Annotated in this window: 17 protein-coding genes; 11 read left to right on the top strand and 6 right to left on the bottom strand. The window is 73.7% G+C overall.

What is annotated here, in order from left to right:
* Nucleotides 1-23: 23 nt before the first annotated feature.
* From ACFY3L_RS22465 to ACFY3L_RS22450, 4 genes are read left to right on the top strand one after another with little or no spacing between them, the layout of a single operon-like run.
* Nucleotides 24-770 (top strand): hypothetical protein, encoded by a 747-nt coding sequence (locus ACFY3L_RS22465; protein WP_389327086.1) that lies wholly within the window; start codon nt 24-26, stop codon nt 768-770.
* 6 nt (nt 771-776) lie between these two features.
* Nucleotides 777-1,835 (top strand): hypothetical protein, encoded by a 1,059-nt coding sequence (locus ACFY3L_RS22460; RefSeq protein WP_389327083.1) that lies wholly within the window; start codon nt 777-779, stop codon nt 1,833-1,835.
* A complete protein-coding gene (locus ACFY3L_RS22455; protein ID WP_389327080.1) occupies nt 1,832-2,482 on the top strand; it encodes a hypothetical protein in 651 nt (216 codons plus the stop codon). The genes ACFY3L_RS22460 and ACFY3L_RS22455 overlap by 4 nt, the downstream gene beginning before the upstream one ends.
* 36 nt (nt 2,483-2,518) lie before the next feature.
* The gene (locus ACFY3L_RS22450; RefSeq protein WP_389327077.1) at nt 2,519-3,046 is read left to right on the top strand and encodes a hypothetical protein; all 528 of its coding nucleotides are present in this window, start codon (nt 2,519-2,521) and stop codon (nt 3,044-3,046) included.
* A gap of 16 nt (nt 3,047-3,062) precedes the next feature.
* On the opposite strand, the gene ACFY3L_RS22445 is transcribed toward ACFY3L_RS22450, so the two are convergent.
* A complete protein-coding gene (locus ACFY3L_RS22445) occupies nt 3,063-3,626 on the bottom strand; it encodes a hypothetical protein (protein ID WP_389327075.1) in 564 nt (187 codons plus the stop codon).
* A gap of 78 nt (nt 3,627-3,704) precedes the next feature.
* Between ACFY3L_RS22445 and ACFY3L_RS22440 the strand changes: the two genes are divergently transcribed.
* Together ACFY3L_RS22440 and ACFY3L_RS22435 are read left to right on the top strand one after the other, a co-directional pair.
* The gene (locus ACFY3L_RS22440; RefSeq protein ID WP_389327072.1) at nt 3,705-4,352 is read left to right on the top strand and encodes a hypothetical protein; all 648 of its coding nucleotides are present in this window, start codon (nt 3,705-3,707) and stop codon (nt 4,350-4,352) included.
* 14 nt (nt 4,353-4,366) lie between these two features.
* Complete coding sequence (locus ACFY3L_RS22435; RefSeq protein ID WP_389327069.1) at nt 4,367-4,660, top strand: hypothetical protein; 294 nt, start codon at nt 4,367-4,369, stop codon at nt 4,658-4,660.
* 4 nt (nt 4,661-4,664) lie between these two features.
* Here the strand turns inward: ACFY3L_RS22435 and ACFY3L_RS22430 are convergent, their stop codons facing one another.
* On the bottom strand, nt 4,665-5,120 hold the full coding sequence (locus ACFY3L_RS22430; RefSeq protein ID WP_389327066.1) for a hypothetical protein: 456 nt from the start codon (nt 5,118-5,120) through the stop codon (nt 4,665-4,667).
* Nucleotides 5,121-5,198: 78 nt separating this feature from the next.
* On the opposite strand from ACFY3L_RS22430, the gene ACFY3L_RS22425 reads away from it, so the two are divergent.
* From ACFY3L_RS22425 to ACFY3L_RS22410, 4 genes are read left to right on the top strand one after another with little or no spacing between them, the layout of a single operon-like run.
* Nucleotides 5,199-6,203 (top strand): SMI1/KNR4 family protein, encoded by a 1,005-nt coding sequence (locus ACFY3L_RS22425; RefSeq protein ID WP_389327063.1) that lies wholly within the window; start codon nt 5,199-5,201, stop codon nt 6,201-6,203.
* Nucleotides 6,200-7,129 (top strand): SseB family protein, encoded by a 930-nt coding sequence (locus tag ACFY3L_RS22420; protein ID WP_389327060.1) that lies wholly within the window; start codon nt 6,200-6,202, stop codon nt 7,127-7,129. Before ACFY3L_RS22425 ends, ACFY3L_RS22420 begins: the two co-directional genes overlap by 4 nt.
* A 36-nt stretch (nt 7,130-7,165) precedes the next feature.
* Nucleotides 7,166-11,128 (top strand): type VII secretion protein EccCa, encoded by a 3,963-nt coding sequence (gene eccCa / locus ACFY3L_RS22415; RefSeq protein ID WP_389327058.1) that lies wholly within the window; start codon nt 7,166-7,168, stop codon nt 11,126-11,128.
* Entirely contained in the window at nt 11,125-12,366 is a 1,242-nt protein-coding gene (locus tag ACFY3L_RS22410) for a S8 family serine peptidase (RefSeq protein WP_389327055.1), read from the top strand. Before eccCa ends, ACFY3L_RS22410 begins: the two co-directional genes overlap by 4 nt.
* Nucleotides 12,367-12,616: 250 nt before the next feature.
* Here ACFY3L_RS22410 and eccB read toward each other — a convergent pair whose 3' ends face one another.
* From eccB to ACFY3L_RS22390, 4 genes are all read right to left on the bottom strand, one after another.
* Nucleotides 12,617-14,101: a type VII secretion protein EccB gene (gene eccB / locus ACFY3L_RS22405; protein WP_389327052.1), complete on the bottom strand. Its 1,485-nt coding sequence runs from the start codon at nt 14,099-14,101 to the stop codon at nt 12,617-12,619.
* A 1-nt stretch (nt 14,102) separates the two neighbouring features.
* Nucleotides 14,103-15,506: a type VII secretion integral membrane protein EccD gene (eccD, locus tag ACFY3L_RS22400; RefSeq protein WP_389327049.1), complete on the bottom strand. Its 1,404-nt coding sequence runs from the start codon at nt 15,504-15,506 to the stop codon at nt 14,103-14,105.
* An 82-nt stretch (nt 15,507-15,588) separates the two neighbouring features.
* Nucleotides 15,589-16,602, bottom strand: coding sequence for a hypothetical protein (locus ACFY3L_RS22395; protein WP_389327046.1), 1,014 nt, complete (start codon nt 16,600-16,602; stop codon nt 15,589-15,591).
* Nucleotides 16,599-17,852, bottom strand: coding sequence for a type VII secretion protein EccE (locus ACFY3L_RS22390; protein WP_389327043.1), 1,254 nt, complete (start codon nt 17,850-17,852; stop codon nt 16,599-16,601). Before ACFY3L_RS22390 ends, ACFY3L_RS22395 begins: the two co-directional genes overlap by 4 nt.
* Before the next feature lie 156 nt (nt 17,853-18,008).
* Between ACFY3L_RS22390 and ACFY3L_RS22385 the strand changes: the two genes are divergently transcribed.
* Nucleotides 18,009-19,004: a glycosyl hydrolase gene (locus ACFY3L_RS22385; RefSeq protein WP_389327040.1), complete on the top strand. Its 996-nt coding sequence runs from the start codon at nt 18,009-18,011 to the stop codon at nt 19,002-19,004.
* Nucleotides 19,005-19,012 lie beyond the last annotated feature (8 nt).

The following is a 19,012-nucleotide window of genomic DNA, read 5'->3' as shown; positions in this document are numbered from 1 at the left end:
ACGTGGACGGAGACGGGCGGGGCATGACGGTCGAGCGGGCGTTCGAGACGGTCACGGCGGTGGCGGGCCGGCAGGGCGGGCTGGTGACGGCCGCGCAGCTGGAACGTGCCGGCGTCGACCCCGCCACGCGCGCCGAGCTGTCCCGCCGGATGCTGCTGAGCCGGGTCGACTGGGACGTGTTCGAGGTCCGCGGCAGCCCGACCCCGCCGATCGACGCGCATCCCTACGCGGCCTGGCTGGCACTGCGCCCGGCCGTCTTCGCCTGGGAACGCCCCGGCGCCGGCGGCGATGTGACCGCCGACGCGGTGCTGTCGCACGAGGCCGCGGCCCGGGCGTGGCGGCTCGGTGCGCCGAGCCTCGGCCGGGTCAGCTTCATCGCACCGGAGCCGCTGCCCGCGCCGCGCGCGACCCGGGTGCTGGTCGAGACGCTGCGCCCGGACGAGGTGACCGTCCATGGCACGCTTCCGGTCACCGTCGCGCACCGCACGGTCCTGGACCTCGTCCGCGGTCACACGGACCAGGTGGAGCTGCGCCGGGTCGTCACCGACGCGGTCCGGCTCGACCTGGTCGACCTCGCCGAGCTGCACCGGGATCTCGTGCCGCTCGCCGCCGCGCACTTCTTCCCCACCGACGGCCCGGAGTTCGCCGGCTGGTTCCTGCCCGACCTCGACGACGCCGCCCTGTCCCCGCGCAACGCCCGCGCACTCGCGGCGCTGCTGCGGCCCGGCGGTCCCGGCAGCCCCGGCAGCCCTGACGGCCCGGCAGGGTGATCTGACGTGCAGGAGCGCTACGAACGGGTGTACTCCGCGGCGGCGCGGATGCTGACCGAGCACGCCCCGGCAGCTGGCCGTGCGCACTGGCCGCAGGAGCGCCGCAGGCGCTGGTCGGAGCTTGAGATGCTGCTGACCGCACTGCCGCGCACGACGCTGCCGGGCACCGCCGACCCGGCATGGCAGCTGGCGTCCGCAGTGGACGAGGACGGCCGCCCGGTCGGGATCGCGGACGCGGTCCGGGCGTGGGAGCAGCGGATCACCGCGGCGCCGCCACCCGCCCCGGGCACGGTCGTGGCGATGCCCGGGCTGTGGCACACGCTCGCCGGAGGGCTGCTGCGTGAGCTCACCGGCCGCCTCGCCCCGGGCCGGCCGGCCGTGACGGTCGGTGCTGCCGGAGGTGAGCTGAGCGCTGTCGCGGCACAGTTCGCCGCCGCGTTGCGCACCGCGGTCACCGGCGCCCCGCACCCGCCCCGGCCGCGCCCGTCGCTGCGCGGGCCGCGGCCGCTCGCGACCGGCCTGCCGATGCCGGCCGCCGCCGACCGCCTCGAAGCGGCCGCGCGCCTCGCCGCGGCGGCCACACCGAGCCCGCGGGAGCTGGCCGGCGGCACCGACTTCAGCGTCCGGTTCGACGCGGCGGACGCGGCCGCGCAGCTGCTCGGCGGCCTCTACCGCAGTGCCGGCCCGGACTGGCGGGAACGCGCCGAAGGGCTGCGCCCGGCCGAGCACCTGGTGTCGTCCGTCCGCTTCGACGGTGACGTCCCGCGCCCCGTCGGCCTCGCCGAGCACGCCGCCGGCGTCCGGGACCACGTGCGGGACCTGCGCGGGCCGTGGCGGCCGGGCCCGGACGACCCGGTGCCGCGGTGGTCGCCGCAGCGGGCCTGGGTGGTGCTGCCGGACGTGGTGGCGACCGTCACCGCGGACCTGCTCGACGAGCTGGCGGTGCGGCTGCGGCCGGGGCGGCAGGTCGGCACCGTGCGGTTCGACACCGAACCGCTGGGGCAGTTCGTGCAGCGGCGCCTGCTGGACGCCGCGATCCGTGACTGGACGGAGGACGACCGGTGACGATCGGTGCTGACCGGCTCGTCGAGTTCGCCAGGCGGTACGTGCTGCGCGACGACGAGACGATCGAGTGGATGAAGGCCGTCGGCGACGGCACCGACACGCCGGTCGTGGACCTGTCGACGGCGGAGCGGGGGCTGTCGGTGCGGGTCGTGCGCGGGCTGCTGCAGGCCGAGCGGGCGTCCTTCGTCGCGGCGGTCGTCGCCGTCACCCGCGAGGACGAGGACTTCGACGGCGCGGCGCCGCGGGAGTACCTGCTCATGCGGCACGACGGCACCGCGGTCCGCCTCGCCGACGCCGGTGCGGTCGCCGCGCTGGGGGAGCGGGTGCTCTCCGGTGACCTGCCGCCGGCGGCGTACGCGGAGCTGCTCGTGTACGGGCAGTGGCCGGGCAGCTGGGCGAAGGAGGTCGTCGGCGACCCGGTCGCGTGGCGCCGCGGATATCCGGCCGGTGCGCCGCTGCCGGACGTCGAACCGCTGTCGGTGCGACTGGCCGGCGGCACGATGACGCTGACGTTCGCCGCGGCCCGGCAGGTGCCGGACCTGTCCGGGCGGTTCACGCTGGACGTGTCGGTGTGGTCGGTGTCGGTACCGCCCGACGCCCCGGCCACCTGGCAGGTGCGGACCGTCGCCGAGTCCGTGCCGGTCTAGAGGCCGGTCCAGAGGCCGGTCCAGAGGGAGGTTGCGTTGCTGGTCGCGCGGTCGGTGACCGAGTGCCATCTGTACATGGCCCTGCACCCGTGTGAGGGGTGCGGCGAGTGGGACTTCCCGTGGTCGCGGCACGACCGCGGGCCGGGTCCGCGGTCGGCCTACGAAGGGCCCTGCCCGTCGTGCGGCGCGTCCCGCCGGTTCGAGTTCGTGATCGCGCCGGATGCGGTGCCGCCGCCGGCCTACGGGGGACCGGAACCGTCCCGGATCATCGACCCGGGCGAGTTCCTTGCGATGAGCGAACGGGCGGCCCGGCACGCGGCCGTCCCCGCGGACGCGTCCGGGCCCCGCCGCGACGACGCGCGCAGCGCCGCCTCCGACGCGCTCGCCGCCGTGGAGGAGGTGCTGAAGTTCGTGCCGCCGGACGCGTCCGCGGTGCCGGCTTCGGCGTTCACGTCGGAGGTGGGACGGGCCAGGTACGCCGCGGATCCGGCCGCCTTCACCCGCGAACGCCTGCAGGAGCGCATCGAGGCGTGCCGGCAGGCGCTGCTGGCCCTGACGGCCTGACAGCCCGATCGCGCGGTCAGCGGGCGGCGAAGCCGTCGGAGAGCTCCCGGTATGTCCGCTGGACCGCTTCGAGCCGGATCTTGCGGAACCTGCCCGGCTCGGCGTCGTACACCGACCGCCCGCGCTCGGTCCACAGCGCGTGGACGGGGACGGCGTCGGCGCCCGGCGGGACGAACTTGATCGCCTCGCCGACGGCGGCGGCCGCGATCCGCAGGTCGATCAACGCCTGCCGGCGCTGCTCGGCGGTCATCCCCTCGTCCGGCTCGGCGGGCGTGTTGCGGATGATGAGGTCGGCCACCCACAGCCACTCACCCGCGTCGATGATCTCCGACGCGCCGCCGTCGACGCCGAAGGCCGGCTCCTCCTCGTCGGGGAGCGTCACCTGCTCCGGCAGGCGGAACGTGAACTCCCGCTCGGTGCCGCAGCGCGGGCACGGCCCCGCATATCGGCTGGCGAGGTCGTCACCGACGACCACGACGGAGCTCGGCGGGGTGAAGCGGGTCTCGCCGCACGTCTCACACGGGTGCAACTCGATGAACAGGTGTGCCTCGACGTTCGTGCGTGCCAGTCGCAGGACCATGCCGACGACCTTACTCACGCTACGCTTGCCCACGGCAGTCGACGGGCGGACGCGAGGCGGACGATGGTCAGTGGTGCGGTGTTGCTGGATCTCCTGCGGCGGTTCGTGTTCTTCGACGACGAGACCGTCGTGTGGAGCAAGGACTACGCGCCGCATCCCGCACTCGCCGTCGAGACCAGCGACCGGCTGTTCAACGTCCGGGTCGTGCCCGATCTGCTGCGCGTCGGCGCGGCACCGTGGGTCGAAGCGCTCGTCGTGGCGATCCGCGAGGACCAGGAGGTCGAGGGCCCGGCGCCGCAGGACGTCTTCCTGCTGCGCACCGACGGCGAGGCCCTGCACCTGCGTGACCCGGGCACCGTCGCGGCGCTCGGTGCGCTCGTCGTCACCGGCGACCTCGACCCGGTGGCGTATGCGGAGGTGCTCGCCTCGTGCCAGTGGCCGGGCGGCTGGTTCAAACAGGTCGTGACCGATCCGGCCGCGTGGCGCGGCGAGCATCCGCCGGAGGCGGACCTGCCGCAGGTGGAGGCGCCGCAGGTACGGGACACGGATGACGCGACGCAGCTGACGTTCTTCGCGTCCCGGCAGACCACCGAGGTCGTCGGCGGCAGGCCGGTGCTCGACGTGAGCCGGTGGACCGTCCGGATCCCGAAGGCTCCCCACGGCGCGCCCGCGGCGTGGGACTGCGAGGCGGTGGCCGACGCCGTGCCGCTGGCGCCGCCGTGGTGACGAACGGAGACGCCGTGGGGGAGTTCGTCCTCGCCGGGGAGGCCGGCGGTGAGCGCCTGGACGATCCGGGCCGCCGCCAGCGGTATCTGCGGTATCTGCGCGCCGGCGCGCCCGTCGGCGGCGGCTACCGCACCGACGGCCAGTGGATCTGGGCACCGGCCCTGGCCGAGCGGCTGGAGCGCGAGCACCTGCTGCCCGAGCCGCCGTTCGCCGGGCACATCCTGCGCTACGGGTTCATGTGCCCGCCGGTCACCACGGCGACGGCCGATCAGGCCAGGGCCGCCCTGGCGCGGCTGCGGCGAGGCTGACGGGTCAGCGGGATGCCGACGGCGCGGGCGAGCCGGGCTTCGGTGTCGTGACGGTGCCGGTGAGCTTCGCCTCGCACCGCGGGCTCAGCGAGTGCTGCTGGGCGACGATCGAGCCGTCGACCGACAAGATGCACTGCAGCTGCGGGATCTGCGCGCCGATCGGGGTGTCGCCGTCCGGGGCGGCGTTGCCGCCGAGGACCACGGTCGTGACGTCCGGATACACCACGTCGACCTGCTTCGTCCAGGTCGACTGTGGGGTGTCGAACGACACCGACGCGCCCCGCTCGTCGGTGTAGGCGCCGACGATCTTCAATCCGGGACCGCCGGAGTGGAACAGCTCGTAGGTCACCGTGTGGGTCACCTTCGCCGCCGGCGGCGGGCTCTCCGCCGGTGTGTTGCAGCCGCTCAGTGCGCCCGCCGCCACCAGCAGCGCGGCGACCGGCGGTGCGACCCGTAGCATGCGTGAACTCCCCGTGGTAGCCGACGGCCGACGGCGGTAGCTTAGCCTCGATGCCTCCTGACGGGGAAGGAGCGGTCGATGATCGCCGGTGGCCGGCATGCGTTCCAGGTGCTGCACCCGGGCTCACCCATGCTGCGGGTGCGCTACCGGGCGGGGATCGTCGTGGACGCGCACGGATTTCCCGACTGGGTGCCGTATGCGCGGGCCGTCGTGCAGCTGCCACCGGTCCGTGACGACCTCGGCGCCCATGCCAACCGTGTCGTGGACGTGCTCGCCGCCAACCGCGTGGCCGCCGGCACCGACCCGCTCTATGAGGACGCCCCGGCCGGCGGCGGACCGGCCGGCTGGACGTGGGCGCACCTGCCGGTCGTCACACCCGGCGCGCCGCGGCGGGCCGCGCTGGTGCCGATCGAGCTGCACGGCGCGCACCGGCACCTCGGCGGCGTGAGCACCGCCCGCACCGACCGGACCCGCCGCCAGCTCGGCGAGCCGGGCCGGTGGCCGGTGCCGAGCCGGGTCGAGGCCACCGTCGCCGACGACGCGCTCACGAAGGTGGAGGAGCACCTCGGCCGTGCGTTGCCGGCGGACTACCGCCAGTATCTGCGCGACAGCAACGGCGGCGGCCCGCACGTCGCGGTCGTGCACGTCGGTCTCGGGTTCGTCGCCGACCAGCCGATGTTCGGCGTGGCCCGGCCTGACGCGCTGCAGGACCTGCTCTACGCCAACGCCTGGTTCGGTGACCGGTTCACCGCCGACTACGTCGCGGCCGGCTACGTCCAGGGCGGGCTGATCGCGGTGAAGGTGCGTGGCGAGGCGACCGGCTCCGTGTGGTGGTTCGACGACGACGACCCGCGGGCCAAGGACGACGACACCGCCGAAGACGTGTGCGAGCGGCTGCTGCACCACTGCGCCGACGACTTCAAGGTTTTCTGGCAGATGCTGTGCGAGCCGCCGGAGCCGCTGCGGGCGGCGGCCGCGGCGGCCGACGTGACACAGCTGCACCCGGACCGGATGGGCGCGGCGCTGCCGGCCGCGAAACGCCCCACCGGCCCGCAACCGGCGAGCGGAGGAGCGACCCGATGACCGACCCCGCCCTTGACCAGCAGCCTCCGCAGTGGGAGCCGGCGAACGAGACCGAGCGCGCCCTCGCCAAGGCCCTCGCCGACGGTGACCAGCAGGCGTTCTTCGGCATCATCGCCTCCGCCGAGCTCTACCTGCCGCAGGTCGGTCAGGAGGAGACCGGGGAGCAGACGTTCATCACCGCGGAGCTGTTCGGTCAGACCGTCCTGGTGGTGTACACGTCGCTGGAAGGACTGACCGCCTCGGTCGCCGGGGTCGCCGACGCCTACACGGTCACCACCTACCAGGAGCTGCTCGAGCGGTGGCCGCAGCCGGAGTGGCGGCTGGCGGTCAACCCGGGATATCCGATCGACGCGTATCTGCCCGTGGAGGCGGTCGGGGCGGCGGCGAAGGGCGACGTCGAGCTGCCGACCGCCGCCCAGGTCATCGTCGCCGGGTTCGCCGAGGACGAGCAGGCCACCCAGGTCTTCGACACCGACACGGTCCTGCGTGACGCGGCCGAGCGCAACGATCCCGGCACGTACATCGACACCCTGCTCGACTCGACCGTCGTCGTGCCGACCGCGCACGCCGTCGAGGACCCCGAGCAGCTGCTCGACCTGCAGGACTGGTGGCGGCCCGCCGGGACGGAGCAGGAGCCGGTCCTGGAGGTCTTCACGTCGGAGGAGGCGTTCTTCGCGGCGTTCCCGGTGGCCCGCACCGATTCCGCGACCGGCCGGGAGCACAGCGTGACGATGCCGTTCGTGCTGCTGCTCGGTGTGTGGCCGGAGGGCACCGCCCTCGCCGTCAACCCGCGCACCGACTTCGGGATCGAGCTGCCGGCGCAGGACGTGCAGGCACTGCTGCTGTGGGAGCCTGAGGACCCCGCCGCGGGCGCGACCACCACCACGCACGAGAGCGGTGAGGTGCGGGCGCACGGTGGTCTATAGGATTGGTCGCGCTGGTCAGACTGGGGAGGCAAGCACGTGACGTCCGTCATCATCAAGCGTCCGCCGCGGCGTGCCGCGCCGCCGCTGCCGACCGGGGACGTGCTGCTCGACCCGCCGCCGGAGGTGCCGAACGCGGCCGGCAAGTCGTGGACCCGGATGCTGATGATCCTGCCGATGGCGGCCGGCGCCGTGGCGATGGGTCTCATGATGGGCGCCAGCGGCCGCTCGGGCCCGCTCGTCTACGTCGCCGGCGGTATGTACGGCATCTCGATCCTCGGCATGATCGCCATGATGGCCACGCAGACCAACGGGCCGGGCAAGAAGGAGATGATCGAGGCCCGCCGGCAGTACATGCGGCGCCTCAGCCAGCTGCGCGCCCAGCTGCGCGACACGATCAAGAAGCAGCGCGAGGCCATCTACTACCGCCACCCCGACCCGTCGGTGCTGTGGTCGCTGGTCACCGGCGCCCGGCTGTGGGAACGCCGCCGCGGCGACGCCGACTTCAGCGTCGCCAGGATCGGCCTCGGCGCGCAGGAGGTCGCCACCCCGCTCATCCCGCCGCAGACCCGCCCCGTCGACGAGCTCGAGCCGCTGTGCGCGATGGCGCTGCGCAAGTTCGTCGCGACCTACACCGTCGTGCCCGACCTGCCGGTCGCGATCGCGCTGCGGGACTTCTCCCACGTCTACATCCGCGGCACCGACGAGCAGACCGTCCGTGACCTCGTCCGCGCGCTGCTGGCCCAGATGGTGACGTTCCACTCGCCCGACGACCTGCTGATCGGTGTCGCCGTCGCCGACGCGCAGGCACCGCAGTGGTCGTGGGTGAAGTGGCTGCCGCACGCCGCCCACCCCACCAAGGTCGACGCGGTCGGTGCGGTGCGGCTCTTCACGTCCGGCGTCACCGGCCTGGAGGCCATGCTCGACGACGTCCTGGCCAACCGGCCCCGCTTCGACCCCGCCGTCGCGCAGCACTTCGCCGGTCCGCACACCGTCGTCGTCATCGACGGCGGCTCCACCGCCGGGTCCGACCACCTCATGACCGAGGGCGGTGTCGCCGGCGTCACCATCATCGACCTGTCCAACCCGCCGCCGCGGCTGCTCGACGACACGACCGTCGTGCTGGACATCGCGGCGGACGGCGCCGTTTCCGGCACCACCATGGACGGCACCATCCAGATCGGCAAGGCCGACCGGCTGCACCCCGCGGAGGCCGAGGTGCTCGCGCGGGAGCTCGCACCGCTGCGGCTGTCGGCGGCCTCCTTCGCCGAGTCGACCTCCGTCACCGTCGACCTCGGCCTCGCCGAGCTGCTCGAGCTCGGCGACCCGGCCGAGTTCGACCTCGCACAGGCGTGGGCCAGCCGGCCCAACCGCGACCGGCTGCGCGTGCCGATCGGCATGGGCGCCGACAACCGCCCGGTCGAGCTGGACATCAAGGAGTCCGCGCAGGACGGCATGGGCCCGCACGGCCTGCTCGTCGGCGCCACCGGCTCCGGCAAGAGCGAGCTGCTGCGCACCCTCGTGCTCGCCCTGGCCGTCAAGCACAACCCGGAGATCCTCAACTTCGTCCTCGTCGACTTCAAGGGCGGCGCGACGTTCACCGCGCTGGACCGCCTGCCGCACACCAGCGCCGTCATCACCAACCTCGCCGACGAGCTGTCACTCGTCGACCGCATGCTCGGCGCGATCCAGGGCGAGCTCGTACGCCGCCAGGAGCTGCTGCGCAAGGCCGGCAACTACGCGTCGCAGCGCGACTACGAGCGGGCACGTGCCGCCGGGGTCCCGCTCGGGCCGCTGCCGAGCCTGCTCATCATCGTCGACGAGTTCAGCGAGCTGCTGACCGCCAGGCCCGACTTCATCGACATGTTCGTGCAGATCGGGCGGGTCGGCCGGTCCCTCGGCGTGCACCTGCTCCTCGCCTCGCAGCGCCTCGAGGAGGGCCGCCTGCGCGGCCTGGAGACGCACCTGTCCTACCGGCTCGGCCTGCGGACGTTCTCCTCGATGGAGAGCCGCACCGTCCTCGGTGTCCCCGACGCCTACGAGCTGCCGCGCTCACCCGGCCACGGCTACCTGAAGGCCGGCACGGAGGGGCTGATCCGGTTCAAGGCGGCGTACGTGTCGGGGGCCTACCGGCGCGACGGAGCCCTGCCGACGGTCGGCGGGAGGGCCGTCGACGCCGTCCGCGACTTCACCACCGCCTACGTCGCGCCGCCGCGTGAGACCGAGCAGGCCGACGAGGCACCAGAGCCGGAGGAGACCCACGTCGGGGAGACCCTGCTCGACGTCCTCGTGCGGCGGATGGAGGGCCAGGGCACGGCCGCGCACCAGGTGTGGCTGCCGCCGCTGGACGAGCCGCCGACCCTCGACCAGCTGCTGCCGCAGCTCGTCCAGTCGCCCGAGCGCGGCCTGACCGTCGCCGACGCGTCGCTGCACGGCCGCCTGCACGGCGTCGTCGGCATCATCGACAAGCCCTACGAGCAGCTGCGCGACCCGATGTGGCTCGACCTGTCCGGCGCCGGCGGCAACGTCATGGTCGTCGGCGCCCCGGTCACCGGCAAGACCACGTTCCTGCGGACCCTCGTGAGCAGCCTCGCCCTGCTGCACACCCCGCGCGAGGTCCAGTTCTACGGCCTCGACTTCGGCGGCGGCGGCCTCAGCGCCCTCGCCGGCCTGCCGCACGTCGGCGGGATCGCCAACCGGCGCGACGTCAACACCGTGCGCCGGACCGTCGCGGAGGTCTACGGGCTGCTGCAGGCCCGCGACGGGCTGTTCGCCAAGCTCGGCATGGACGGCATCGCCGCCTATCGCCGCAGCCAGCGCACCGGCGGCCCCGCGGCGGAGGACCCGTTCGGCGACGTGTTCCTCGTCGTCGACGGCTGGGCGACCCTCCGCGGCGAGTTCGAGGACCTCGAGCCGATGGTGTCGGAGATCGCCAACCGCGGCCTCGGCTACGGCATCCACATCCTCGCCTCGACCAACCGCTGGATGGACATCCGCACCGCGACCCGCGACATGTTCACGACGAAGGTCGAGCTGCGCCTCGGCGACCCCAGCGACTCGGCGATCAACCGCCGCGCCGCCGTCAACGTCCCCGAGCAGGCACCCGGCCACGGCCTCACCGCCGACGGCTTCCACTTCCTCACCGGCCTGCCCCGGATCGACGGCCAGCAGCAGGTCGACGACCTGTCCGACGCGGTCTCCGCGTTCGTCAAGCACATGCAGGCCTACTGGACCTCGGCACCCGCCCCGAAGGTGCGGCTGCTGCCCGACCAGCTGCCGTTCGAGTCGCTGCCGGCCCCGGTGCGCGGCCGCATCCCGATCGGCATCGCGGAGAACGACCTGCTGCCCGTCTCCCTCGACTTCGACGCCGACCCGCACCTGCTGCTCTTCGGCGACCTCGAGTGCGGCAAGAGCGCCTTCCTGCGCGGCCTCGCCCGCAGCATCACCCAGGCATACCAGCCGTCCGAGGCGCGCATCATGCTCGTCGACCTGCGCCGCAGCCTCCTCGGTGCGGTCAGCCCCGAGCACCTCCTCGGCTACGGCACCTCCCAGCAGGTCACCCTCGACCTCGTCAAGCAGGTCGTCACCGTCATGCGCGAACGGCTCCCCGGGCCGGAGGTCACCCCCGACCAGCTCCGCAACCGCAGCTGGTGGAAGGGGCCCGAGCTGTACATGCTGGTCGACGACTACGACCTCGTCGCCGGCGCCGCGGCCAACCCCCTGGCGCCGCTGCTCGAGTTCCTGCCCCAGGCCCGTGACATCGGCCTGCACCTCATCCTGACCCGCCGGATCGGTGGCGCCGGGCGCGCGATGTTCGACCCGATCATCACCCGCATCCGCGAGCTCGCCTCACCGGGCATCATGATGTCCGGCTCCCGGGAGGAGGGTCCGCTCTTCGGCAACATGCGGCCGCAGTTCCTGCCGCCCGGGCGGGGCTATCTGTTCACGCGGCGCGAGAGCGGCCGGCTCATCCAGATGCCGTGGACACCGCCCCCGCAATGACGACGATGTGGAGCGCGTCCCTCATGTGGCTGCACCGGATCCTCGCCGTCGCACTGGTCGGCGTCGTGGCCGTGGTCGTACCGTTCGCGGCCCCCGCGGCGGCGGCCGAGTGCACCGATCCCGGGCAGGACATCACCACCGTGCCGTGGGCGCAGCAGAACCTCGGCGCGAGCGGTGTCTGGGCCCTCACCCGCGGCGGCGGCGTCACCGTCGCTGTCCTCGAATCCGGGGTCGACGCCGCCCACCCGCAGCTCAGCGGCCGGGTCGACGCCGGGCTCGACGCGGTGGTCGGCACCGGACCCGCCAACACCGACTGCGTCGGCACCGGCACACAGGTCGCCGGGGTCATCGTCGGCAAGGTGACCAACGGCATCGGCTTCACCGGTGTCGCACCGCTCGCCCGCATCCTGCCGGTCCGCGTCGTCGCCGACCGGCAGACCGGCGGCGCCCAGGCGGCCCAGCTCGCCAAGGGCATCAACGCGGCCGTCGACGCCGGCGCCGACGTCATCGACGTGGCCGTGCCCACCTACACCGACGACCCGGCCGTCCGCGCCGCCGTGCAGAAGGCCCTCGACAAGCAGATCGTGGTCGTCGCGGCCGTCGGTGACCTCGGCGGCGCCAACCAGCAGAACCCGACCCCCTACCCGGCCGCCTACGACGGTGTCATCGGCGTGGGCGCCGTCGACGAGCGTGGCATCCGGGTGGACAGCTCGCAGTTCGGCGAGTATGTCGACCTCGTCGCACCCGGCGGCAACATCCTCACGCTGCAGCGGGCCTCCGGTCTCACGGTCGTCAACGGTACGGGCGTGGCATCGGGATTCGTCAGCGCCGTCGTCGCTCTCGTGCGCGCCTTCATCCCGCGGGCGACCGTCGCGGAGGTGACCCGCAGGCTCACCGGCACCGCCGTCCCCGCCGCAGGCGGCCCCGGCAGCCAGTTCTACGGCCACGGGATCGTCAATCCGGCAGGTGCCCTCACCGACCAGGTCGTCGAGCAGCCGCCGGCGGTCATCGGCCCGGTCGACGGCCCGGCGCCTGCCCGCGCCTCCATCTGGGCCGGGAGTCGCCGCTGGGCCCTGATCGGCACGGCCGGCGCGCTCGGGCTCGCGGTCGTGATCGCCGCCCTTGCCGTCGCGTTGCCGCAGGGCCGCCGCCGGCGCTGGCGGGCGGAGCATCCGGCTCCGGCCCGGGTCCGCGACGAGCCGGAGGAGCCCGGGCCGCCGGCGATGCTCTTCGACTGACGGTCTCCTGACTGATGACGATCAGCAGGTCGGGGCGCCGGCAGAACCGCAGCTGCTCGAGCCGCATGGTCAGCTTTTCCGGGTCGGCATCGACGTCGCCGCGCTGGTTGGTGACGGCAGGGTCGAGCGACTGACACCACCACCCGTCGGACGGACGACCGGGCGCGTCGACCTTGTCGTTGCCGGTGGCACCGTCGTCCAGCGCCCACCCGTCTCCCGGGACGCCGATCAAGCGGCGAACGAGCAGGGGTCAGCTGGCGGACGGCTTCGGGGACGGGGAGCCGGACGGGGACGGGGACGGTGAGGACTGTGCGGCCGGAGCGCCGGCCACCTGCGGCTGGAGCACTGCCGCCGGGTCGAGGACCGGACCGGCCGGAATGCGGGTCACCAGCGAGCTCGGCACGTCGGTCGCCTTGTCCGGCGAGTAGCCGAGCATCCGCAGGACCTCCGCCGACGGCACGGAGAAGCGGACGCCCATGTCGGTGATGATCGCGTAGGCACCCGAGGTGGCAGTCGCGGACGGCAGCACGCGGACGATGGCGACCCGCCCCGCCGGGACGGAGACGCGGTCGGCGAGGGCGGTGCCGGCGGTCGAGCGGCCGATCGTGGGGACCCCGGCGTCGATGGAGGGGATGGTGCCGCCGACGGTGATCTGCGGGGCGTTGCGCGGGTCGGTCGTGGTGGCGCAGACGAGGTCGCCGGGGGAGCCGGGCTGCAGGTCCAGCTTCGGCGGCTCGGACGGGGCCGCGGCGTCGTTGCCCTCGGGGGTGGTCAGGCGGGAGCTGCGCTTGGCCTTGTTGATGTCGCCGACGGAGACCTGTGCCGGGTCTTTGCCGGGGAACTGGGCGTCGATGATGTTCTTCTGCAGTTGGGTGATCGGGGCGATGCCGTCGTCGAAGACGAGGTAGTGCTGCGGGCCGGAGCCCGTCTGCACGACCAGCAGGTCGCCGACCTTGCGGCCGGTGACGCTCTTGCTGTCGGTGCCGCGGTTGTTGATGGTGATGGGGCTGATCGGCACACCCGCGGGAAGGGCGTTGATCCAGGCGGTGCCGACCGGGGCGGGGGTGACGACGGCACCGAACAGGGCCGGGATGACCGTCCGCGACTCCCACAGCTGGTGCCGGTGACCGTTGACGACGAGGTAGGTCAGGCCGGCCGTGACGTCCCTGATGAGCACGCCCTGGCCGTCTCCGCTGGCACGTGCACCGGCCGCCGCCTCACCCGCCATGAGGCTGACCGTCGCCGTCTGCCCGCCGGAGCTCGACGTGCCCGCCGTGGAGCAGACGGTCCACGGCAGCCCGACGGCCCTGCCGGCCGGGGGGAGCGAGTCGGGTGCGCCGGTGATGCCGATGGTGATGCCGCGCGGCACGGATCCCAGGGACTTCTGCGACACGCGGAACAGCTGCGACGCGCCCCGCCCGGAGGCCAGCAGTGCGGAGGTGAAGTTGAGCGTCGGGTGGAGCCGGCCGTCTATGAAGACGAATGTCGCGCCGGTCTCGCGCTCGATGACGATCGATCCGTCGGCCTTCCAGGCGGTGCCGCCGACCTTCGTGAGGATGCCGTAGACGCCGAAGCCGGCACCGACGAGGACGGCGACCATGATGCCGGCGAAGACGGCGCCGATGCCGCGCCGCAGCGGCGACTGGGCCGGGTCGGTCTCGCACATGACGAACGCGGACAGGACCCGCTGGGTCATGAACTGGTAGGACTGCAGCTGGTCCCGGCGGGTCGCCATGTCAGCTGCCGAACGAGGCGAACAGCGCCTGGATCGAGCCGTAGACGCCGATCACGCCGCAGGCGAGGGGGATCAGCGCGACGATCGCGACGACGTCGGTGATGTCGGCGATGCGGCCGATGTACGGCGTCGGCGTCCGTCTGCTGTAGATCAGCCCGGCGGCGACGATCGCACCCCCGACGAGCAGCAGCGCCGGGAGGACCAGCAGGCGCCCGCCACCGGGGTCGGTGCGCAGGACGAGGCCGAGCAGCAGCACCGCGACGCCGAACGCACCGCCGGCGAGCAGCGGGACCCGCTGCCTGGCGGCCGGGAAGAGCCTGGCCCGCAGCAGCAGTGCCGCGGACGCGCTGGCGGCGAGCAGGATGCTCGTGGTGCGGCCGTCGACGCCGAGCATGACGATGGTCACGGCACCGACGACGGCGGACGCCAGCAGCATGCCGGTGAGCAGCTCGGTGGCGCGGGCGACAGCGGCGAACACCCCGGCCCGCTTCGGCACCGGCTGGTCGACGAGGATGTCCTCCGGCTTGTCCGGCAGGGTCGGCACGGGCAGCTTGCCGAGCCAGCTCGCGATCAGCGGATAGCCGGGCAGCAGGCCGATGACGAGGGTCAGGGCGAACGCGGCGGACCCGGCCGCCGGCATCCCGGCCAGCACGAGCAGCCCCGCGATGATCCCGACGATGCCGACCTCGAGCCCGGCCATGAACAGCCACCGCACGGCGGCCGTGCCGACGTACCCGAGGACGCTGACCGCCAGCAGCGCCGCCGACCCGAGCAGCACGCTGGTCGCGCCGAGCCCGGTGACGCCGATGCCGTCGGGCACGACGGCGAGGGCGCCGGCGGCGAACGCGTAGGGCAGGGCGGCACCGGCGACGGCACCGCCGGCGGGCGCGTCGCCGAGGGCGCGTGCGACGACAAGCCCGGCGATGGCCAGCACGAGCGCGATCCCGCCCGCGACGGCCGCCGGGATCGTCCACGGCGGGCCGGACAGGGCGATCGCGAGGACGCCGAGGGTGAACGTGACGACGCCGAACGTGATCCCGCCGCGGCGGGTGGCGGGGCCGCTCCACGACCTGCCGGTGCGCCGCGCGCCGTTGGCGATGACCTCGACGACGTCGTCGTAGGCGAGCTCCGGCCAGTCGGCGCGCCCCGGCACGAGGTGCAGGATCTCGCCGTCGCGGACCCCCTGGACGGTCAGGTTGCGGGCCGGCTCGACGAGCGCGCCGGTGGCCCGGCGCAGCACCCAGCCGGAGTTGTGGTCGGTGTCGCCCAAGTCCTCACCCGCGTGGCGCAGCAGGTGCGGCAGGAGCTCCGCGACGATGGCGCTGTCGGGCAGTGCGACGTCGATGCGCCGTTTCGGGGTGGCGACGGTCACTCGGGCCAGCCCGATGCCGATCCGGGGCGTCACGGCGATCTCCTCACTGCGTCATGGCTGCATAGACGGCTACGACGGCGAACAACGTAACAGAACGCCCGGAAGCGCAACGTCCTCATCGCCATGCGTTGCCCATGGTCTGACGCTCCGTCGACGTGGGGTGCAGCCACAGGTACCGGTTGGCGCCGCCGCCGATGAGCGCGAGCATCTCGTTCTCCAGCAGCTGCAGCCGCTGCACGGTCTGCGGGTCCAGCTGCAACGCCGTCCCGGCGACCGCGGCCTCGGTGGTGTGCAACCGTTGCAGGACCACGAGATCGCACGACCGCACCGCGGGCGCGCCGGGCTCCTCGAGGCGCCGCAGGACGGTCAGCTGCGTCTGCCACGGCCCGGCCGCCGGTGGGCTCGACGGGCCGGTGGTGCCGAGGTCGTGCACGACGAGGACGGGCCGGCGGGGGGTCGCGGTGATGGTGGCCGGCTGTTCGCCGTGCAGGACCGCGACCCGGTCGGCGCGGCCGACGGCCCGATCGCCGAAGCCGTGCCACGCGGCCGGGTCGACCGTCATCACGACGATCTGCGAGCCGAGCGCCAGGGCCCGGAACGCGAGCATCTGCGCCGCCCACACCCCGCCGACGAGCGTGACGCGGGTGGGTTCGGGCCGGAACAGCCGGATCGGGACCGGCTGCTGGTCGTGGTCTGCGCCGAGGACGAGCCCGGTGCCGGCCGACCTGACGCCCATCGTGTTGAGCGCGGTCAGGGACGCGGTGTGCCAGCCGATGCGCAGCCCCGGCTGCCGGCCGCCGGGAGCGGCGTCGCGTTCGTCGTCACGGTTGCCGTAGACGGTGCCGCCGGGCGGGCCGGACGGTGGCACCGGGGCGGCGGCGACGAGCCCGGCGACCCGCAGGGTCTGCGCCGACGCGTCGGCCTCCGCCTCGGCGGCTGCCTGGGCTTCGGCGGCGCGCCCGGTGTCGGGCTGGGCCTGTGTGCCGGGTGCCGCCTGCGGCCCGGCGACCCGCACGTGGGGCGCCTGCCCGCCCGCCGGCCCTGCCGGCTGCCCTTGGACAGGTCCGGGGGCCGGTGCGGGCGCGCCGAGGACACCGCGCTGCTGAACCGGTTCGATGGGGCGGGTCATCGGGGCCCTCCGCCCGTCGGTGCGGTCGCATAGGTGGCAGGACCCTGCTCGCCGTCGAGCGGGAGCAGGTGCGCGCCGTGGGTGGCGCCTTCGAGGACCCGGCAGACGGCGGCGATCGTCTCGGCGGGTGCCGCGACACGTACCAGACACCTCACGTCGACCTGGGCGTCGGTGGCGGCGCCGGGGACGATGACGAACGCCACGCTGGTGAACGAGCCGGGCACGGCGGCAAGCCGGTCACCGAGGGCGCCGACGGCCCCGTCCTGGTTGATCGAGGGCCAGTCCTGCACCCAGTAGGACCGGTGGGCAAGGCCCGCGGAGTGCCACGCGTCCCACGTCTCCCGCGGCTGGGGCGGCGCCGTGTCGCCGGTGTGCTGCAGGTCGCAGGAGCGCTCCAGGGCCGTCAGGACCCCGCCACGGTCGAGGATCCGCACGTTGACCCCGGCCCCGCGCAGGGTCCGCGCGACCTTGCGGAGCATCGCCGCGACGACGTCGACGGCGTTCTCGGCACTCTCCGCGCCGGCTTCGGCGAGGGCCCGCGCGTCGAGGCGGACGGCGACCCAGGTGACCCGGTCGGCCGGGATCGGGGCGGCACCGAAGCGCTGGACCAGCTCCCGGTAGGAGTACGCGGCCGGCAGCGCCTGCTGCAGGTCGTGGCTGGGGGAGCCGAGGGTGTGCGTGACCACCTGCAGGGCGGCGCCGGGCTGGCCGGTGTCGGTGAGCGTGGTGACGAGCGACTCCAGCGGCAGGTGCCCGGACGGCCCGTCGGCCATCGCGGCCGTCGGGGTGACCTCCGCCACCGCGAACCAGCCGGCGTCGTCGCGGGCCACCCCGATCACGGAGTCGTCGGACACCGGCACGTCCTGGACGGTCAGCCGCGGCGCGAGCGTGCGCAGCGGGGCGAGCCGCGGGTCGGTGACCGGCCCGGCGGGGCGCCGCTTCGTGCGGCGGTTGAAGTGCCACGCGAGGACCCGGCGCTCCAGCCACCAGCGGCTCTTCTGCCGGCCGAGGGCGACGACGGCGATGAGCAGCCCGGCGAGCGTGACCGGCACGATGACCAGGACACCCTGGTCGAGCACGGCGAGCAGGCCGAGTATCGCCGCCTCGACGGCGACGACCTGCAGCACGTGGACCGGCCCGAGGTGGCTGGGGCGCCGCCGCGGGGCAAGGGTCGCCGGGGACGGGTCGGACGCGGGTCCGACACCGACACGGGCCGAAGCCCGGACCGGCCCTTGGGAGTCGGTCGTCACCTGCCGCTACCTCCTGCCGCTGTGAACCGATGCGCCGCCGCGGGAACTCCGGTCGATCCAATCATATGGACGTCGCCCTCGCGGTCCGGTGCTCGCTAGACTGGCGCCGCCCCGGCCCGGCGGCCGGTGGCGTACCCACGGGGAAGGAAACCGATCGTGCTCACTCGGCGTCAGCTGCTGCTCACCAGTCTTGCCGCGGGCGTCGTCTCGGTGGCGGGCTGTTCGTCGGAGGACGCGACGGCGGGCAACGGGCGCCCGCCGCGGGATTTCGGCGTCGCATCCGACCCGTGGAAGGCCGCCGACTGGGCGAAGGCCGTCGGGGCGAAGCCGACGATGGTGATGGAGTTCGAGGCCTGGGAGCGCAACCGGGGCCTCGACACGCACTTCCAGGCAGCCCGTGACCAGAAGATGAAGTCCTACTCGGTGACCTGGGAGCCGTGGGCGAGCGTCGACGCCGCCCGGCCCGAGGAGGCCGCGGCGGTCCAGCCGAAGTTCAGCAACGCCGCGATCGCCGGCGGGCAGCTCGACGCGTACATCCGGACCTTTGCCACCTCGGTTAAGAAGTCCGGACTGACGGTGTACATCCGGTATGCGCATGAGATGAACGGCGACTGGTATCCGTGGAGCCACGACCCGGCCGCCTATGTCGCGGCGTGGAAGCACATCGTCGAGGTGTTCCGTTCCGCCGGCGCCGACAACGCGAAGTTCGTGTTCGCCCCGTCGCCCAACCTGTACCAGGGCCCGGAGCAGGACCAGGCGTGGCTTGCCAACGTGCAGAAGTACTGGCCCGGCCCGGACCACGTCGACCACGTCGGCACGACGATGATCAGCATGGGGAACAAGAAGGCCTACCCGGTGAAGGCGTTCGTGCCGCGGCTGCAGATGCTGCACACCACGTTCGCCAAGGACGTCATCCTCGCCGAGGTCAACGCCGCCGCGGAGGAGCGGGTCAAGTTCTTCACCGACCTGCGCACCTGGCTCGGCACCCCCGACGTCGACTGGATCCGCGCGGTGATCCTGTCGCAGCTGCCGTCGCGCGGGCAGGCCGGCCTCGGCAGCACCGTCGGTGACCTGAGCTGGCAGGTGACGACCGACGCGGAGGCCAAGCCGATCATCAAGGCGCTCGTCGAGGACATCACCGCGAAGCGGTAGGCGGGTGG

Source organism: Dactylosporangium sp. NPDC000521 (genome assembly GCF_042898305.1).
Lineage (GTDB): Bacteria > Actinomycetota > Actinomycetes > Mycobacteriales > Micromonosporaceae > Dactylosporangium.
This window is presented reverse-complemented; position numbering and strand designations above follow the sequence as displayed.

Bases quoted from the DNA above. Each gene is read 5' to 3' on its own strand.
- ACFY3L_RS22465 (WP_389327086.1), top strand. From the start codon at position 24: ATGACGGTCGAGCGGGCGTTCGAGACGGTCACGGCGGTGGCGGGCCGG.
- ACFY3L_RS22445 (WP_389327075.1), bottom strand. From the start codon at position 3,626: ATGGTCCTGCGACTGGCACGCACGAACGTCGAGGCACACCTGTTCATC.
- ACFY3L_RS22430 (WP_389327066.1), bottom strand. From the start codon at position 5,120: ATGCTACGGGTCGCACCGCCGGTCGCCGCGCTGCTGGTGGCGGCGGGC.
- ACFY3L_RS22425 (WP_389327063.1), top strand. From the start codon at position 5,199: ATGATCGCCGGTGGCCGGCATGCGTTCCAGGTGCTGCACCCGGGCTCA.
- ACFY3L_RS22420 (WP_389327060.1), top strand. From the start codon at position 6,200: ATGACCGACCCCGCCCTTGACCAGCAGCCTCCGCAGTGGGAGCCGGCG.
- ACFY3L_RS22410 (WP_389327055.1), top strand. From the start codon at position 11,125: ATGACGACGATGTGGAGCGCGTCCCTCATGTGGCTGCACCGGATCCTC.
- eccB (WP_389327052.1), bottom strand. From the start codon at position 14,101: ATGGCGACCCGCCGGGACCAGCTGCAGTCCTACCAGTTCATGACCCAG.
- ACFY3L_RS22395 (WP_389327046.1), bottom strand. From the start codon at position 16,602: ATGACCCGCCCCATCGAACCGGTTCAGCAGCGCGGTGTCCTCGGCGCG.